General features: G+C 62.2%; 16 protein-coding genes. 9 read left to right on the top strand and 7 right to left on the bottom strand.

Translation table 11 applies throughout. The annotated features are described in order from the left end of the window. Window positions 1-48 precede the first annotated feature (48 nt). Window positions 49-678 (bottom strand): LysE family translocator, encoded by a 630-nt coding sequence (locus tag ACA065_RS30645; RefSeq protein WP_497692776.1) that lies wholly within the window; start codon window positions 676-678, stop codon window positions 49-51. Between the two features lie 128 nt (window positions 679-806). Here ACA065_RS30645 and ACA065_RS30640 point away from each other — a divergent pair, with 128 nt between their 5' ends. Beyond that, window positions 807-1,289 (top strand): Lrp/AsnC family transcriptional regulator, encoded by a 483-nt coding sequence (locus ACA065_RS30640; RefSeq protein WP_497692775.1) that lies wholly within the window; start codon window positions 807-809, stop codon window positions 1,287-1,289. 385 nt (window positions 1,290-1,674) lie between these two features. Here ACA065_RS30640 and ACA065_RS30635 read toward each other — a convergent pair whose 3' ends face one another. From ACA065_RS30635 to ACA065_RS30610, 6 genes are read right to left on the bottom strand one after another with little or no spacing between them, the layout of a single operon-like run. Beyond that, a complete protein-coding gene (locus ACA065_RS30635) occupies window positions 1,675-2,607 on the bottom strand; it encodes a phosphatidate cytidylyltransferase (protein WP_106575956.1) in 933 nt (310 codons plus the stop codon). Between the two features lies 1 nt (window position 2,608). Beyond that, on the bottom strand, window positions 2,609-3,229 hold the full coding sequence (locus ACA065_RS30630; protein WP_159961216.1) for a lysophospholipid acyltransferase family protein: 621 nt from the start codon (window positions 3,227-3,229) through the stop codon (window positions 2,609-2,611). Window positions 3,230-3,238: 9 nt separating this feature from the next. Beyond that, window positions 3,239-3,682: a hypothetical protein gene (locus tag ACA065_RS30625; protein ID WP_497692774.1), complete on the bottom strand. Its 444-nt coding sequence runs from the start codon at window positions 3,680-3,682 to the stop codon at window positions 3,239-3,241. Continuing rightward, entirely contained in the window at window positions 3,672-4,970 is a 1,299-nt protein-coding gene (locus ACA065_RS30620; RefSeq protein ID WP_497692773.1) for a phosphatase PAP2/dual specificity phosphatase family protein, read from the bottom strand. The genes ACA065_RS30625 and ACA065_RS30620 overlap by 11 nt, the downstream gene beginning before the upstream one ends. A 2-nt stretch (window positions 4,971-4,972) precedes the next feature. Beyond that, entirely contained in the window at window positions 4,973-6,727 is a 1,755-nt protein-coding gene (locus tag ACA065_RS30615) for a bifunctional alpha/beta hydrolase/class I SAM-dependent methyltransferase (protein ID WP_497692772.1), read from the bottom strand. A 10-nt stretch (window positions 6,728-6,737) separates the two neighbouring features. Beyond that, on the bottom strand, window positions 6,738-7,355 hold the full coding sequence (locus tag ACA065_RS30610; protein ID WP_497692771.1) for a CDP-alcohol phosphatidyltransferase family protein: 618 nt from the start codon (window positions 7,353-7,355) through the stop codon (window positions 6,738-6,740). Window positions 7,356-7,578: 223 nt separating this feature from the next. Between ACA065_RS30610 and hflK (ACA065_RS30605) the strand changes: the two genes are divergently transcribed. The 8 genes from hflK (ACA065_RS30605) (at window position 7,579) to cfaB (ending at window position 16,749) form a co-directional block, all read left to right on the top strand. Beyond that, the gene (gene hflK, locus ACA065_RS30605) at window positions 7,579-9,504 is read left to right on the top strand and encodes a protease modulator HflK (protein WP_497692770.1); all 1,926 of its coding nucleotides are present in this window, start codon (window positions 7,579-7,581) and stop codon (window positions 9,502-9,504) included. A gap of 9 nt (window positions 9,505-9,513) precedes the next feature. After that, entirely contained in the window at window positions 9,514-10,503 is a 990-nt protein-coding gene (gene hflC / locus ACA065_RS30600; protein ID WP_497695444.1) for a protease modulator HflC, read from the top strand. Beyond that, window positions 10,500-11,534 (top strand): protease modulator HflK, encoded by a 1,035-nt coding sequence (hflK, locus tag ACA065_RS30595; protein ID WP_497692769.1) that lies wholly within the window; start codon window positions 10,500-10,502, stop codon window positions 11,532-11,534. Before hflC ends, hflK (ACA065_RS30595) begins: the two co-directional genes overlap by 4 nt. Next, on the top strand, window positions 11,531-13,417 hold the full coding sequence (locus ACA065_RS30590; RefSeq protein WP_497692768.1) for a cation-translocating P-type ATPase: 1,887 nt from the start codon (window positions 11,531-11,533) through the stop codon (window positions 13,415-13,417). The genes hflK (ACA065_RS30595) and ACA065_RS30590 overlap by 4 nt, the downstream gene beginning before the upstream one ends. A gap of 116 nt (window positions 13,418-13,533) precedes the next feature. Next, entirely contained in the window at window positions 13,534-13,785 is a 252-nt protein-coding gene (bufA2, locus tag ACA065_RS30585) for a BufA2 family periplasmic bufferin-type metallophore (RefSeq protein WP_083356020.1), read from the top strand. 67 nt (window positions 13,786-13,852) lie between these two features. Then, on the top strand, window positions 13,853-14,698 hold the full coding sequence (gene bufB, locus ACA065_RS30580; RefSeq protein WP_497692767.1) for an MNIO family bufferin maturase: 846 nt from the start codon (window positions 13,853-13,855) through the stop codon (window positions 14,696-14,698). Then, complete coding sequence (locus ACA065_RS30575; protein WP_497692766.1) at window positions 14,689-15,477, top strand: HvfC/BufC family peptide modification chaperone; 789 nt, start codon at window positions 14,689-14,691, stop codon at window positions 15,475-15,477. Before bufB ends, ACA065_RS30575 begins: the two co-directional genes overlap by 10 nt. 87 nt (window positions 15,478-15,564) lie before the next feature. After that, the gene (gene cfaB / locus ACA065_RS30570; RefSeq protein ID WP_497692765.1) at window positions 15,565-16,749 is read left to right on the top strand and encodes a C17 cyclopropane fatty acid synthase CfaB; all 1,185 of its coding nucleotides are present in this window, start codon (window positions 15,565-15,567) and stop codon (window positions 16,747-16,749) included. Window positions 16,750-16,798: the final 49 nt, after the last annotated feature.

Here is a 16,798-nt window from a genome sequence, read left to right as displayed (position 1 = left end):
TTACACGCGTCTTTGATACAAAAGATGACGTGGATACACCACACGCGCTCAGGCGTGTTGCACAAAGGTGAGACGCACCGCAAAACCGATCAAAAGACTGCCGAATAACCATTGTTGTACACGCTGCGCCGAGCGATTGCGCGCCAGCCAGTGGCCGATGCGGGCGCCGGCCAGGGCGTAGCAACAGTCGAACGCGAAACCCACACTCACCAAAATCACCCCCAACAACGCGAACTGCGCCGCCACCGGGCCGGCAAGCGGATTGATGAACTGCGGCAGCAGCACCGAGCAGAACAGCAAGGCCTTGGGGTTGAGCAGATTAGTCAGCAGGCCGCGTTGGAAGGCCGCGCGCCAGGCATGGGCGGGCGGGGCGCCGGGGTTTGCGTCGAGCGCCGGCAACATATTCGCGCGCAGACACTGCACACCCAGCCATAACAGATAGGCCGCACCGCCCAGTCGCACTGCATCGAACGTCCACGGCGCCACCTTGAACAAGGTCGCCAGCCCCATGCCTGCCAACGCCACGTGGCATGCCCGCGCGAGCCCCAAGCCGATGGCCGTGGTCAGCGCCAACGCCTTGCCCTGGCGTGCGCCGGTTTGCAGCAACAGGATCATGTCTGGCCCCGGCAGTAGATACGCTACCGAAAGGGCCACCAGAAATACCCAGAGCTCCGTCATGTTCAAACCCCCTAGATGTGTCGGCCAATTCTAGGGCGCAAGGGCGGGGCAGGTGCTTGCGTAGTCAGCCATAAAAGCGTTTAGTCTTGGCACTATCTGCCATTATTCAAGCCTGTGACCATTCACTTATGCCAACTCTCAAACTTGACGCCTTTGACCGCAAGATTCTTGAAGCCTTGCAACGCGACGGTCGCCTGAGCAATGTGCAACTGGCGGATGAGATCGGCCTGTCTGCCTCACCGTGTTTGCGGCGCGTGCGCCTGCTGGAAGAAGCCGGGGTAATTCGCGGCTACCAGGCGACGCTGGACCGCGATGAAGTGGGCTTGGGCATGATGGTGTTCGTCGGCGTGAAGGTTGAGCGGCATAACGACACCGAGGCCAATGCCTTTCGCGAAGCGGTGACCGCACTGCCCGAAGTGATCTCGGCATTTCTGGTGTCGGGCGAGTCGGATTTTCTATTGCAGGTGGTGGTGCCGGATTTGCGTGGGTATGAACGGTTTGTCACCGGCAGCCTGTTAAAGCTGCCGGGCGTGAGAGATATCCGCAGCAACTTCGCGATCCAGACCGTGAAAACCCCAGGCGCCTTGCCCCTGGGGCATTTGCCAGGCTGAGCACTTCAAAACCCCACAAAACCAATGTGGGAGCTGGCTGATCGTTCCCACGCTCCGCGTGGGAATGCCGCCGAGGACGCTCTGCGTTTACTCAGAAAGCCGTGACGCGGAGCGTCACAGGATGCATTCCCACGCAGAGCGTGGGAACGATCGTCAACAAGCGGCTGGGATTCTCTCGGAAATGTCCTGCGAAAGAAAGAGACGCGTGAAGTAGGAGCGGCGGTTTCAGACTTTGCCGCACTCTCGAAAACACCGCAAAACCACTGTGGGAGCTGGCTTGCCTGCGATGGCGGTGTATCAGTCAACAAATGGGTTGCTGACCGACCGCCATCGCAGGCAAGCCAGCTCCCACAGTTGATCCACGTTGAGCTTGAGGTGGTATTTCTCAGGTCCACCAGTAGCGAACAAGGTGAAAGAAAATCGGCGCGGCAAAACACACCGAATCCAGCCGGTCCAGCATCCCGCCGTGGCCTTCGATCATGTGGCCCCAATCTTTCACGCCCCGGTCACGCTTGATTGCCGACATCACAATCCCGCCGGCAAACCCGAGCAGGTTGATCAATAGCGCGATCAAGAACGACTGCCAGGGGTTGAACGGCGTGGTCCACCACAGCGCTGCGCCGATCAGGGATGACAGCAGAATCCCGCCGACAAAGCCTTCGACGGTTTTGGACGGCGACAGGTTGGGCGCGATCTTGTGTTTGCCGAACAGCTTGCCGCACACGTACTGCAGCACGTCCGACAGTTGCACCACGATCACCAAGTAGGCAATCAGCAACAGGTTGCGGCCCTCGTAGCCGGGGATGTCGAGGGTCAGCAGGGCCGGTACGAAAGACACGCAGAACACCGCGATCATCAGGCCCCATTGCACCTTCGATGCGCGCTCCAGGAAGTGCGTGCTGTCGCCGCCCAGCGACGCGAGGATCGGCAGCAGCAGGAACACGTACACCGGGATAAAGATTGAAAACAGCCCGTACCAATCGGAGTAGATCAGCAGATATTGCAGCGGCAATGCCAAGTAGAACGCGGCCACCAGCGCCGGGTAGTCGCTGCGGCGGGTCGGGGTGAGGGTGAGGAATTCGCGCAGGGCGTAGAACGACACCGCATAGAACAGCAGGATCACCGCGCCGGTGCCGAGCCAGAAGGCGATGCCGATGACGACGACCATCACCCACCAGGCGTTGATGCGGGCATTGAGGTTGTCGACCACCGCATTCGGCGTGCCACGGGTGCGCAGCTTGAGGATCAGGCCGATCAGCGAGGCGAGTACCAGGATGGCGCCGATGCCGCCGAACAACATCAGGGTTTGGCTATCCATGTCAGACATGCTCCGGGGCGAGGGCGAGCAGGGCGTCGCGGGTGCGGGCGAGGAAGGCGGCTTTGTCTTCGCCGTCTTCCAACTGCAGTGGCGCGCCGAAGCTGGTGGTGCACAACAAAGGCAGGGGCAGTACGCGGCCCTTGGGCATGACTCGGTTGAGGTTGGCTATCCACACCGGAATCAGTTCGGCCTGTGGGTAACTTTTTGCCAGGTGATACAAGCCGCTCTTGAAGGGCAGCAAGCCGTCTTCGAGATTGCGCGTGCCTTCGGGGAAGATGATCAGCGAGTCGCCGCCTTCCAACGCCGCGAGCATGGGCTGCAAAGGGTTATCCACAGGGTCTTTGCGTTCTCGATCAATCAGCACGCCGTTGAACACGCGGTTGATGATGTAGCGGCGCAGCGCGCTTTTGTTCCAGTAATCGCTGCCAGCCACCGGGCGCGTGAACTTGCGCAGGTTCTGCGGCAACGACGCCCACACCAGCACGAAATCGCCGTGGCTGCTGTGGTTGGCAAAATAGATGCGTTGCACCGGCACCGGCGCGCAACCCAGCCACAGGCTACGGGCGCCGGTGACGGTGCGGGCCATTGAGGTAATCAGGGTGGCAACCACGGGTTCGAACATGGGGATTCCTTATCCGGCGAAAGGTAGCCAAGGGCTGGCGAGGATCACGGCCAGCGTCAGCAGCACTTGCGCGCCCAACAGCCAGGCTTGCTTGCGCAGCAGTTTGAGGGCGCCGCGACGGCGTTCGGTCCACGGCCGGCCGACCCGTTTTGCCGACTGCAGGCCAAGGGTTTGCAGGGCTTGGTCGAGGTCCGGGGTGCGCTCGGTATCGCGCGCCAGCAGGGCGAATAAATCAGCATCGAAGGCTACGCGCAGCGCCCAGTACTTTTGCAGCAGCCCGAGGATAATCATCCACAGGCTGAGCAGCAGGCAGATCGGCGAAATGCTCGCCAACAGCAATTGAGCCAGGCCGAATAACACGCCGAGCAGCGTCAGGCCTGTGGATAACTGGTCCAGCGACCGGCCGCGACGCAGCAGGCTGGCGACCACTTGCAGTTCCATATCAGCGGGCATGGGCTAAACCCTCCAACGCTTCACGGTGAGCGGGATGCAGGACCACCTGGGTCCGCGTTGTACGAATAATAGCCAGTGCCGCATCGACCGTCGCGGCGCGCTGGGTGTGCAGCAGCCAGGCAGCGACGGCGGTGGCGCTGCGTGAGTAACCAAGGGCGCAACACACCAGTAACGGCCCGTTAGCACGCAAGCGTTCAATGGCCTGCGCGGCTTGCAGGCATTCGACGGGTGTAGGAGTGATCAGGTCCAGCACGGGGACGCATTCATAAGCACGGCCCTGTGGATTAATCGGCAATTCGGCGCACAGATCGACGATGGCCTTGAATGAACCTTGCTCGCTGGTCGTGGGAATTCGTCCGAGCCAGACGTTATCCACAATCAGGTCTGGCTGCGGATGTTTGCGTGTCCACAGGCGTGAGTTGAGCCACGCCGCCGCCAAGTAGGGCGCATACAACCAGCGCGCAGCCGGCGTCAGCGTGCCATCGGCGCGTTTCTGAAACCCCGGTGCGCCGAGCACGAAGTAATTGGCCTTGATCAACCCCAGGGAAACCGCCGGCCACAGCAGCCACAGCCACCCACCGCCGAGCACCAAAGCGAGAACCAACAAGGCCAAGGCGCCCAGGCCGTAACGCACGCCCAGCCGCCAGCGTTTTCGATCCCGCGTAAGCCGCGCATTCAGCAGCGGGCTTGGGTGTTCCAGCGGCCATAGCCATACGCATAACCAGCCGGCGAGGGCGCCTGTGGGTAAGTCGATAAAGTGATGTTGATAAGTGGTCAGCACCGAAATACCGATCAACGCGAACCAGCCGTGCACTACCCAGCGCCAAAAGCCTTGGGTGTGGCGCTGGTACATGACCCACAGGATCACCAGCAATGCGATATGCAGAGACGGTGCTTGGTTGAACGGCTTGTCGAAGCCCGCCAGCACGGCAAACAGCCAGCCGAACACGCCGTCCAGTTCTGGCCGCTCAAACGTGAAGCGCAGCGGCCAGATCAGGAAGCAGCTCACGGCGATCACCTGTGCGGACAGCAGGCGCAGCGCGTGTTGTTTCAGTTCATGGCGGCTATTGGGCAGCAGCAGGGAAAAGCCGTAGAGCACGTCGATGGACCAGTAGGGCACGATGGTCCAGGCCCAGAACGGCATATGGGTTTCCCAACCGAACACCAGCGTGCCGACGTCGCTGCGTTGGCTGGTGACCCAGGTGGCGAAGCCGTAGGTGCTGAAAAACAGCGGCGCCAACAGCAACAGCCACAGGACGGCGGGTTTCAATAAACCGGGTTCGCGCATGTTTAGATCTTCTGTGCCAGGGACACGGTGAAAATGCCCCACTCATCCACACGCTGGGTGATCTTGCGGAAGCCGGCTGCTTCCACCAGTTGATCCATTTCCGCCTGGCTGCGCCGGCGCATCACCCAGGCCTGGCCCTGGCGGTGGCTGGTCAATGCGCGGGCGATCAGTTCCAACTGCGGGTGCCATGGCTGGCCGGTGTAGACCAAGTAGCCGCCCGGCTCCACCGCTTCGGCAAGGCCGGCCAACGAACCGCCGACCATGGCGTTATCGGCAAACAACTCATACAGCCCGGACACCACCGCCAAGGTCGGCTTGGGTTCCAGCGCCGCCAAATCCGCTCGATCAAACGCATCACCTTTGACGAACTGCGCGATATCCCCCAGGCCTTTTTCGCGAATCAGTGCGCCACCGTCGCGTACGTTGATGTCGCTGTAGTCGCGCAGCAGGATCGACTCCGGCAACGGCGACACGCCCTGCAAGGCTTCGAGAATGTAGCGGCCGTGGCCCGCAGCGATGTCGACAATGCGCACTTCGCGATCATCGTTGCGTAACGTGGCCATGGCCAGGCGCAGCAGTTCTTCGACGTTCAGCTTGCGCTGGCGAATGCCGCGCCAACCGATGGAGTTGAGGTAGTTGGTGTCGATCATCCGCCCCAACCCGCCCTTGCCGGTGGGCTTGTTGCGGTACACGTAATCGAGGGTACTGCCGGAGTCGAAGCCGGTGTCGAAGCCCAGTTTCACCCCGTCCGAGAGGTTCTTGCCCAGGCCCATGCTGGCGCGGGTCATGCGCCAGTACAGGTCGCGCAGCGAGTTGCGCGGCAGCGGCGCGGCCAGGGATTCGGACTCGGCGCAGGTGGCGCCGAGTGTGTCGGCATCCAGTAAAGAGGCACGGTCCAGCGGGTATTCGAAATTCTGCAGGATAAAGCGCTTGGCGCTGCTCACGGCCACGGCGCGGTCGCGTTCACCGAGGGTGTCGTGGAAGAAGCCGGGCAGGATGTGCAGTTCTTTTTTCAGGCTGCCCAGGCGGTCGAAAAATTGCTGCTGGGGTTTGCGGTGCACCACAAAGTCGGAGCCGGAGATCAGCAGCTGGGTCGGCACCTGGATTGCCTGGGCATCGGCTACAACACGGTCGGCAGCTTCGTACAGGCCGAGCAGCACATTCACCGAGATCGCCTTGGTGATCAGCGGGTCGCTGTCGTAGGACGCGACGCGCTCTGGGTCATGGCTGAGGAACTTGGCCTTGACGTAACTGTTAACGAAAAAGTTGCCGCGAAACGTGCGCATCAGCGCCAGGCCTGGCCGAGCGAACGGCACGTAGAGCTTGACCTTGAACGCCGGAGAGGCGAGCACCAACGCGCGGATTTTCGGCGCGTAGTCGTGCACCCACGTGGCGGCGATCACCGCGCCAACGCTTTGGGCGATCACCGCGCAGTTTTCTTCTTCAATGCCGTAAGTGGCGCCAATGTGGTCGCGAAAGGTCTGCACGTCGCGGGCACTGGTGGCGAAGCTTGGGCTGTCCCCGCGCGCGCCGGGCGACTGGCCGTGGCCACGAGCGTCCCAGGCGAAGAAGTCGAAGTGCGGCAGGTCCAGTTCGTCGACCAAGTGGGCAATGCGCCCCGAATGCTCGTGGCCGCGATGAAACAGCAGGATCGCCTTGCGCGGCTCATCGCCCAGCGGTGCGGTGGCCGGCCAGTGCCGGTAGAAAAGCTCGACGCCATCATGGGTACTGAAGGTGTGCTCTTGCTGTTCGCGCATCGCAAATTCCTTATGCAGAAGGGGAAGTCGTTTCTTTAAGACCTTGGCGCACACGGTTGACCAAGGTGTAGGCGAGCAGGGCGGCAACCAGCCACATCACCGTGTCGACCCAGCCCGCGCCGAGCCAGCCCAGCGCCACGCCGGTGGCCAACACGCCGAGTACAAACGCGCGATCACTCTTGCCCATCGGCCCGTCATAGCGCCGTGACGCACCGACCATCGGCCCAAGCACACCGGCGTATTCGCTGAATACCGCCAGCAACGTGACCAGCAGCACCGGCGCCAGGCTCACACCGGGAATCAGCGCAAACGGCAGGATCAGCGCGCTGTCGGCGATCACATCGCACAGTTCATTGAGGTAGGCGCCCAGGCGCGACTGCTGGCCGAATTCCCGGGCGAGCATGCCGTCGATGGCGTTGAGGGCCATGCGCAGGATCATCCACAACGGGATCAGCGCAAACAGCCAGAGGTGTTGGGCAAAGCAGGCAATCAGCAGGCCGACCAGCAGGGAAACCACGCCGGCCAGCACGGTAATTTGGTTGGCGGTGGTGCCGTTGTCGTAGAGGCGCTGCACAAGGGGGCGCAGCAGGTTTTGAAAACGCGGCTTGAGCTGATAGATCGAAATCATGGGAGGTGACGCTTCCTTGTCCGTGGACCCGCGAAAAACTGTTTGGAGTGTGCCGATTAATCTGCGACTGCACCAGTGATGGCTCGTGTTTATGGGGGTTTAATCACGGTCTTGCAGGCGCCGGAGACTGAATGTCCCACAGGGTGTCTGTGGTGTTTTCGAACAAAAATTTCACGCTGCGTGTTATATCGTAACGAATTGTGTACAAGCGGGCGTTGAGTGGATGCAAGTGGATCTAGAAGCTGACGGCGCTTCGGTTGAAGGCCTGCCGCGTTTTCAGCAGGGGCTGTTTCATGCCCGTCGATTGCGCCAGGCCGGCATCAGCCTGACGGCCCTGGCCGTTTGCGGTTGGGTGCTGGCGTTGTTTGTCGCCCTGTTTGCGCCGCTGTCGATCTGGCCGGTGGTGCTGATCAACTGCGCGTCGGCTTTGTGGGTGCTGGTGGCCGGGTTGCAGTCGGCGTGGTGGGTCGCGGATTGGCGCGCCCAGGCGCTGGAGGAACCGACGGCTGAAGTGATCGAACTGCCGGTTGAAGAGGCCGGTTGGTACGCGCGCCTGCTCGGGCGTTTCGGCAGTGGCCTGTTGGCGCAGATTGGCGCCCCGGTGCTGTGGCTGGGCGGTTGGTCGTTGTTGGCGTTGGTCAGCATCGTCGAATTCTGGAACCTGGCGTTGCCCGCCGCGCCGGTGGGGCAATCGGCAAGCATCGGTGCCGCGCTGGGGTTGGCATTGGCCTTTGGCTTGCTGGTGTTCGAGCGCCGCTTGGCGCAGGAAACGGCGGCGCAATGGCCGGAAGCTTCACCGCTGGCGCAACTGAGCCGGGTGGCGATTGCCTGCCTGGTGGGCAGCGCGATCTGCCTGCTGTTTGCCGGCGCGGAATCGGTATGGCCGTTGCGCTTGGCCGTGTTGATCGGCCTGCTGCCGGGGCTGGTCGCGGTGGAGTTTTTACTGCGGGCTGTACTCTCGCTGTTCAGCCCACGCCAGCCGCGTCTCGAACCACGTTTGATGGCGCAAAGCTTTATCGCCGGGCTGTTGCGTTGGCCGCCACAACCCTTGCTGGCGCTGCAGCACGAGTTGCACAACCGCTTCGGCATCGACCTGCGCCAGATCTGGGCGTTTACCTACATGCGCCGTGCATTCCTGCCGGTGCTGTTGGTGGTGCTGGCGGTCGGCTGGGCGCTGACCGGCGTGCACGAAGTGCCCCTGCAAGGCCGTGGCATTTATGAACGCTTTGGCAAACCGGTCGAAGTCTTCGGCCCGGGCCTGCATGCCGGATTGCCCTGGCCGTTAGGCCGCGTCATCACAGTGGAAAACGGTGTGGTGCATGAACTGGCTACCAGTGTCAGCGAAGCCGCCACACCGGAGCTGGCACCTGCGGAAGGCCCGGCGCCGACGATTGCCAACCGGTTGTGGGACGCCAGCCATGTGAATGACAAATCCCAGGTGATCGCCAGCAGCAGCGGCGACAAACAGAGCTTCCAGATCGTCAATATGGACGTGCGTTTCGTCTATCGCATTGGCCTGACTGATCAGGCTGCGCTGGCCGCCACCTATAACAGTGCGGATGTGCCGACGCTGATCCGTAGCACCGCCAGCCGCATTCTGGTTCACGATTTTGCCTCGCGCACCCTCGACGAATTGCTCGGCGAGCAACGCACCCAACTGGCCGACGAAATCGGCCGTTCGGTGCAGGCCGACCTGCAAAAGCTCGACAGCGGCGTGGAAATTTTGGCCACCGTGGTGGAAGCGATTCACCCACCCGCCGGCGCCGCCAATGCCTACCACGGCGTACAGGCGGCGCAGATCGGCGCCCAGGCGCTGATCTCCCGCGAGCGCGGTGCCGCCAGCGAGCAGACCAACCAGGCCTTGCTGCAAGCCAGCACCGCCCGCGACCAGGCCCTGGCCACCGCGCGCGAAGTGAATGCCGGTGCCCAAGCGGCCGACCTGCGCTTCAGTGCCGAACAAAAAGCCTACGCCGCCGCTGGCAAAGCCTTTGTGCTGGAACAGTACCTCGGCCAACTCAGCCAAGGCCTGGCCCACGCCAAGCTGCTCATTCTGGATCACCGCCTGGGCGCCGATGGCGCACCGACGATTGATCTGCGTTCTTTTACTTTGCCGGCCGACCCCATGGCGCCGCGTAAAGCCGTTCAATAAGGAGTCTGTCTGTTGAGCGCTCATTCTCACGATCACGGTCATCATCACGGCCACCACCATCACCATCACGCTGATGAGCAAGCCGCTGGCCCGTTCCCTTGGCGGCGCATGGCCTGGGCGGTGTTGCTGGTGCTGTTTGCGGTAGCGGCTGCCAGCCTGGTGCAAGTGCGTTCCGGCGAAGCCACGGTGATTACGCGGTTCGGCAACCCGTCGCGGGTGCTGCTGGAACCGGGCCTGGGCTGGCGCTGGCCAGCGCCGTTCGAAGCGGCGATCCCGGTGGACCTGCGCCTGCGCACCACCTCCAGCGGTTTGCAGGATGTGGGCACCCGCGATGGCCTGCGGATCATCGTGCAGGCCTACGTGGCGTGGCAGGTGCAGGGCGATGCCGACAACGTGCAGCGCTTTATGCGTGCGGTGCAGAACCAGCCGGATGAAGCGGCGCGGCAGATCCGCACCTTCGTCGGCTCGGCGCTGGAAACCACCGCGGCGAGCTTTGACCTGTCCAGCCTGATCAACACCGACGCCAGCCAAGTGCGCATCGCCGACTTTGAGGCGCAGCTGCGCCAGCAGATTGATCAACAATTGCTCACTACCTATGGCGTGCGCGTGGCGCAAGTCGGCGTTGAACGCCTGACCCTGCCGTCGGTGACCCTCACCGCCACCGTCGACCGCATGCGCGCCGAGCGTGAAACCATCGCCACCGAACGCACCGCCGTGGGCAAGCGTGAAGCGGCGCAGATTCGCTCCGCCGCCGAACGTGATGCGCGCATTGTGCAGGCCGACGCCACCGTGAAAGCCGCCGATATCGAGGCGCAGTCGCGGGTCGAGGCGGCGCAGATTTATGGCCGTGCCTACGCCGGTAATCCGCAGCTGTATAACTTGCTGCGCTCGCTGGACACCTTGGGCACGGTGGTCACGCCGGGCACCAAAATCATCCTGCGCACCGATGCCGCGCCGTTTCGCGCACTGGTGGACGGGCCGAAGGATGTTCAGCCATGAGTGAGCGTGACAGCCCGGACAGCCCGTGGATCCAGGCCGGGCGCCTGACCTTCCTGGCGCTGTACGCGGTGACGGTGTTGGCGGCGTTGGCCTGGGCGTTTTCCAATGTGCGCCAGATCGACCCGCAGAACCGTGCGGTGGTGTTGCACTTCGGCGCGCTCGACCGAATTCAAAATGCCGGGTTGTTGCTGGCGTGGCCGCAGCCGTTCGAGCAGGTGGTATTGCTGCCGGCCGCCGACCGGGTGATTGAGCGCCGGGTGGAGAACCTGTTGCGCTCTGATACCGCGATTCAGGCCGACCGCGTGGCCAGTTTTGCCACGCCATTGAGTGATGCGCTGGCAGGTTCCGGTTACTTGCTGACCGGCGATGCGGGTGTGGTGCAGCTGGATGTGCGGGTGTTCTACAAGGTCACCGAACCCTACGCGTTTGTGCTGCAAGGCGAGCACGTGCTGCCGGCGTTGGATCGCTTGGTGACGCGCAGCGCCGTGGCCCTGGCGGCCGCGCGCGATCTGGACACTATTCTGGTGGCGCGCCCTGAACTGATCGGCAGCGACAACGGCGCCGCCGAGCGCCGTGAGCGGTTGCGCGGGGATCTGGTGCAAGGCATCAACAAGCGCCTGGTGGCGTTGGCCTCCACCGGTTTGGGGCTGGGCATCGAAGTGACCCGAGTCGACGTGCAGTCGAGCCTGCCGGGCCCCGCGGTAAATGCGTTCAACGCCGTGCTGACGGCCAGCCAGCAGGCCGATAAAGCCGTGGCGAATGCGCGCACCGAGGCCGAAAAACTCACCCAAAGTGCTAACCAAGAGGCTGACCGGCTGGTGCAAGTCGCCCACGCCCAGGCCAGTGAACGCCTGGCCAATGCCCAGGCGCAAACCGCCACCGTCGCAAGCTTGGCCCAGGTCAAAGACCCGGGTTTGCTGCTGCGCCTGTACCGCGAGCGTATGCCGAAGATTCTCGGCCAGGCCGGTTCCGTGACCACGGTCGATCCTAAAGACGACTCCCGTTTGATCATCCAGGGAGCCGAACAATGAGCGCGCCTATGCTGACCTCCGCCGAGCAGCGCAGTGCTGCCCGGCAACTGACCCTGGCCATGTTGGCGCTGGGCTTGCTGGTATTGGGCTTGGTGTGGCGCTGGCTGGCGCCGGACCAGAACGGCGTGAGCCAATTGCTGCTCGGCGTCGCCTCCTTGCTGGTGGCCGTGCCGGTGATGCGCTCGGCCTGGTACAGCCTGCGTTACCCGAGCCTGCATGGCATCACCGACCAATTGATCGCGCTGGCGATGATTGGCGCGTGGGCCACGGGCGACCTGCTGACCGCCGCGTTGCTGCCGATCATCATGATTTTCGGCCATGTACTGGAAGAGCGCAGCGTGATCGGCTCGCAGGAAGCGATTCATGCCCTGGGCAAACTGACCCGCAGCCACGCGCGGTTGGTGCAGGCCGACGGCAGCATCGTGGAAGTGGATAACGGCACGCTGAACACCGGCGATATCGTTGAAGTGCGCGCCGGCGACCGCGTGCCGGCCGATGGCGTGGTGCTGTCGGGCCAGGCGAGCCTGGACACGGCGCCGATCACCGGTGAGTCGGTGCCGCTGGAAGCCAGCGTCGGTGTGCAGGTGTTTGGTGGCGCCATCAACCTTGATGGCTTGCTGCGCCTTGAAGTGACGCGCACGGGTAATGAATCGACGTTGGGCAAAGTCATTGCGCTGATGCAAAACGCCGAGCGTTCCAAGCCGCCGATCACGCGGCTGCTGGAGCGTTACGCCGGCAGCTATATGGTGCTGGTGTTGCTGCTGGCGGCGGTGACGTGGTTTGTGACCCATGACGCCCAGGCGATGTTGGCCGTGTTGGTTGCAGCGTGCCCGTGTGCCTTGGTGCTGTCGGCGCCGGCCACGGCGATTGCCGGGATTGCGGTGGCGGCGCGCCACGGGATTTTGATTCGCAGCTCGGCGTTCCTCGAAGAGCTGGCGGACCTGACCTCGTTGGTGGTCGACAAGACCGGTACGTTGACCTTTGGCACGTTGCGTTTGCAGTCCATCGACACCACGGCGCCGGATCGGCAAGCGTTGCTGAACCTGGCGGCCAGCCTCGGCTCGGCCAGCAGCCACCCGGTCAGCCGAGCGTTGGCGGGGTTGGCGACGCAGGAACAGATGCGGGTGCTCACGGATATTCGCGAACGCCAGGGCCTGGGTGTTGTAGCGCAAACCGAGCAGGGCGAGGCGGCCTTGGGGCGCCCGGAGTTGTTCGAGCAATTGGGCATCGTGACCACTGAGGTGCCTGACCACGATGGCCCGATTGCCGGGCTGGCGTTGGACGGGCAATTCCTCGCCTGGCTGTTACTCGCCGACAGCGTCAAGCCTGAGGCGCGTCAGGCACTGCAAGAACTACGGGACTTGGGCCTGGGTCGCCAACTGTTACTGACTGGCGACCGGCAAAGCGTTGCGGACAGCCTGGCGCTGGACGTGGGCATCAGCGACGTCGAAGCCCAGGCACTGCCGGAAGACAAGCTCAACCGCGTGCTGGGGGAAATCGGCAGCGGCTTCCGGCCGATGGTGGTGGGTGACGGCATCAACGACTCGCTGGCGCTCAAGGCGGGCGTGGTCGGCGTGGCGATGGGGGCGGGCGGGGCGGACATCGCACTCGCCTCGGCGGATGTGGTGTTGATCGGCAGCGACCTGCGCCGCCTGGGCACCTGTGTGCGCTTGAGTCGCCAGTGCCGGCACACGTTGCAGGTCAATGTGATCATCGGTTTAGGCTGGACGCTGGCCATCGTAGTGTTCGCGGCGTTTGGCTGGCTGGGCGCGGCGGGCGCCATGATTGCAGCGGTGTTGCATAACCTCAGCACCTTGCTGGTACTGGGCAACGCCGGGCGTTTGCTGCGCTTTCAGGAGCCGCTTTTGAAGCTCGACGAATAATTTTAGAAATATTTGCACACGGCTGTAACGCCGATAAGGGACCTCACTCTAGTGGTATGTCGAGACTGAACAATCCGTTTGGACCGACTCCCATAACGATCATGAGGTATACAAAAATGAATATTAAATCCGCTGCTGCTGGTGCCGCCCTCGCGATGGCCGCCGCCACTATGTTTGCTGGCGTTGTCACCCAGGCTCAAGCAGCTGATACCGCTGTGCATTGCTATGGCGTCAACGCCTGCAAAGGCCAGAACGACTGCAAAACCAAGGACCACGCGTGCAAAGGTCAGGGTTCTTGCAAAGGCCAGGGCTTCCTCTCCATGAGCAAAGCCATGTGCGATCAGAAAGGTGGCACCGTCGGCGAATAACCGGCAACCCAGTGCACCCGCAGCGGATGCCCCCCACCGCTGCGGACACTTTGCCCAGGAGTGTCTGATGTCCACTTCCCTTCCAAGTCTGGGTTACGGCCTGGGTTTACGCAGTGAGTATTACCAGCAGATCCTTGAACAATCGCCAGCCGTGGATTGGTTTGAAGTGATCTCCGAGAATTATCTGGTGCAGGGCGGCAAAGCTTTGTATTACCTGGACGCGATAGCCGAGCGCTATCCCTTGGTGATGCACGGTGTGTCCCTGTCCATCGGTGGCCCGCATGCCCTCGATACCGATTACCTGAAACACATCAAACAGCTTGCCGAGCGTATTCAGCCTGCGTGGATTTCCGATCACCTGTGCTGGAGCCGCGGCAGTGCGCACCAGCTGCACGATTTGCTGCCGCTGCCCTACACCGAAGAAAGCCTCTACCACGTGGCCGGTCGTGTACGCCACGTGCAGGACGTGTTGCAGCGCCCGCTGGTGTTGGAAAACGTCTCCAGCTACGTTCGCTCCAAAGCCGACGAATTCACCGAATGGGAATTTCTCAACGCCCTGGCGCACCTCACCGGTTGCCAGCTGTTGCTGGACGTTAACAACGTCTATGTCAGCTCGCGTAACCATGGGTTCGACGCCTGGACGTTTATCCGCAGCCTGCCGCCTGAAAGCATCCGCCAGCTGCATTTGGCGGGGCATATGGATTACGGCGACTACGTGGTCGACACCCATGACCACCCGGTGTGCGACCCGGTGTGGGCGCTTTATCAACAAACCCTGGAGCTGTTGGGGCCGGTATCGACGCTGCTGGAGCGTGATGACCACTTCCCGCCGTTCGAAGAGCTGCTCACCGAGTTGAGCAAGGCCCGTGAACTGGGCGCCAACGCGTTGGCCAGGAGAGCGTTATGCGCCTGATCGATTGGCAGCTGGCCTTTGAACAGCACCTGTTATCCGAAATATCGGTGGCCAATACGGGTTTTGCCGCCACCTTGTTGGGCGGGCCGACGCTCGATGTGGGCACGGGCCTGGCGATTTATCACAACGCTTATGTCTCCCGACTGCAGGAAGTGTTGCGGCACGACTTCGGCGCCATCTGGTATTGGCTGGGAGACGATGAATTCGCGTTACTGACGCACGCCTATGTGCGGCGTTATCCGTCTGCCCATTACAGCCTGCGTTGGCTGGGCGAGCGGTTCCCGGCCTTTCTCGTTGAACATCTGGTGGCTGAGCAGAGCGCGCCGCTGGCCGAGCTGGCGCGGTTGGAGTGGGCTTTTACCCTCGCATTCGATGCGCCGCAGGGTGAGCCGCTGAGCTTGAATGACATGGCGCAACTGGCACCCGAAGACTGGCCGGGTTTGCAGGTTACCCTGGTGCCTTCGGTGCAGCAGGTGCTGTGCCATTTCAACAGCGTGGCGATCTGGCGCGCGAGTAAGGATCAGTCGGATTTCCCCGACAGCCATGCACTGGAACTGGCGCAGATTTGCCTGGTGTGGCGTCACCAGAACCTGTGCCATTACCGCAGCCTGGAGCCTGCCGAAGCTTGCGCGTTGGCGGGAATGGTGACCACTGGCTGGAACTTTTCAGAACTGTGCGCAGAGTTAGTAGTCACTTATGGAGAGGGTGCTGCGCTGCAAGCGGTTACGTGGCTGAAACAGTGGATCCAAGACGGTTTGCTCGAGCGTCGAGCCCTATAGATCAGCGCTATCAAATCGATAGCCTCCTACTTTGTCTTCGGATGGTCTACCCTCACACCAGACGTCTGAAACAAGGGGGGATTACTCATGCTCGCGCAACTTCCACCGGCCTTACAGAATCTTAAGCTACCGCTGCGTCTGCGACTCTGGGACGGCCATGAATTCAACTTGGGCCCCGAGCCCAGTGTGACCATCGTGGTGAAGGACCCCACGGTTGTTTCCAGCCTGACCCATCCAACGCTCGACTCACTGGGCGAAGCCTTCATCGAAGGCAAATTGGAGCTGGAAGGCTCCATCACCGAAGTGATACGGGTATGTGACGAGCTGAGTCACGCCCTGATTGAAGACGACGAGGGGAGTCGTCCGGTGCGCTCGATCCACGACAAGGCCACTGACGCAGCGGCCATTTCCTACCATTACGACCTGTCCAACGAGTTCTACCAGCTATGGCTGGACCAGGACATGGCGTACTCCTGCGGTTATTTTGAAACCGGCAGCGAATCCATCGACCAAGCCCAACAAGACAAATTCCGCCATCTGTGCCGCAAGTTGCGTTTGCAGCCAGGCGAGTATTTGCTCGACGTAGGCTGTGGTTGGGGCGGGCTGGCGCGTTTTGCCGCGCGCGAGTTCGGGGTCAAAGTGTTTGGCATCACCCTGAGCAAAGAGCAATTGGCGCTGGCCCGGGAACGCGTCAAAGCCGAGGGCCTGGAAGGCCAGGTGGACCTGCAACTGCTCGACTACCGCGACCTGCCTCAGGACGGCCGCTTCGACAAAGTGGTGAGCGTGGGCATGTTTGAACACGTCGGCCACGCCAACTTGGCGCAGTACTGCAAAACCCTGTTTGGCGCGGTGCGTGAAGGTGGCCTGGTGATGAACCACGGTATTACCGCCAAACACACCGACGGCCGCCCAGTGGGCCGTGGCGCCGGCGAGTTTATCGAGCGCTATGTGTTCCCCAACGGCGAACTGCCGCACTTGGCGATGATGACGGCGGAAATCAGCGAAGTCGGGCTGGAAGTGGTCGACGTCGAAAGCCTGCGCCTGCACTACGCGCGCACGTTGGACCATTGGAGTGAACGCCTGGAAGACAACCTGGAAGCGGCAGCCAAGATGGTGCCGGAGCAAGCGTTGCGCATCTGGCGGCTGTATTTGGCCGGTTGCGCGTATGCGTTTGCGCGCGGTTGGATCAACTTGCATCAGATATTGGCGGTGAAACCGCATGCCGATGGCAGCCATGAACTGCCGTGGACGCGGGAAGATATTTACCGCTGAAACGCGGTTATGAAAACGCTGAAGATGTAAATGTGGGAGCGGGCTTGCT

Source organism: Pseudomonas sp. LBUM1640 (assembly GCF_059716225.1).
This window is presented reverse-complemented; position numbering and strand designations above follow the sequence as displayed.

Excerpts from the sequence above, each read along its gene's own strand:
- ACA065_RS30640 (WP_497692775.1), top strand. The coding sequence starts at position 807 with ATGCCAACTCTCAAACTTGACGCCTTTGACCGCAAGATTCTTGAAGCC.
- ACA065_RS30610 (WP_497692771.1), bottom strand. The coding sequence starts at position 7,355 with ATGATTTCGATCTATCAGCTCAAGCCGCGTTTTCAAAACCTGCTGCGC.
- ACA065_RS30630 (WP_159961216.1), bottom strand. The coding sequence starts at position 3,229 with ATGTTCGAACCCGTGGTTGCCACCCTGATTACCTCAATGGCCCGCACC.
- hflK (WP_497692770.1), top strand. The coding sequence starts at position 7,579 with ATGCAAGTGGATCTAGAAGCTGACGGCGCTTCGGTTGAAGGCCTGCCG.
- ACA065_RS30625 (WP_497692774.1), bottom strand. The coding sequence starts at position 3,682 with ATGCCCGCTGATATGGAACTGCAAGTGGTCGCCAGCCTGCTGCGTCGC.
- ACA065_RS30590 (WP_497692768.1), top strand. The coding sequence starts at position 11,531 with ATGAGCGCGCCTATGCTGACCTCCGCCGAGCAGCGCAGTGCTGCCCGG.
- ACA065_RS30620 (WP_497692773.1), bottom strand. The coding sequence starts at position 4,970 with ATGCGCGAACCCGGTTTATTGAAACCCGCCGTCCTGTGGCTGTTGCTG.
- bufB (WP_497692767.1), top strand. The coding sequence starts at position 13,853 with ATGTCCACTTCCCTTCCAAGTCTGGGTTACGGCCTGGGTTTACGCAGT.
- bufA2 (WP_083356020.1), top strand. The coding sequence starts at position 13,534 with ATGAATATTAAATCCGCTGCTGCTGGTGCCGCCCTCGCGATGGCCGCC.
- ACA065_RS30575 (WP_497692766.1), top strand. The coding sequence starts at position 14,689 with ATGCGCCTGATCGATTGGCAGCTGGCCTTTGAACAGCACCTGTTATCC.
- ACA065_RS30645 (WP_497692776.1), bottom strand. The coding sequence starts at position 678 with ATGACGGAGCTCTGGGTATTTCTGGTGGCCCTTTCGGTAGCGTATCTA.
- ACA065_RS30615 (WP_497692772.1), bottom strand. The coding sequence starts at position 6,727 with ATGCGCGAACAGCAAGAGCACACCTTCAGTACCCATGATGGCGTCGAG.
- hflK (WP_497692769.1), top strand. The coding sequence starts at position 10,500 with ATGAGTGAGCGTGACAGCCCGGACAGCCCGTGGATCCAGGCCGGGCGC.
- ACA065_RS30635 (WP_106575956.1), bottom strand. The coding sequence starts at position 2,607 with ATGGATAGCCAAACCCTGATGTTGTTCGGCGGCATCGGCGCCATCCTG.
- cfaB (WP_497692765.1), top strand. The coding sequence starts at position 15,565 with ATGCTCGCGCAACTTCCACCGGCCTTACAGAATCTTAAGCTACCGCTG.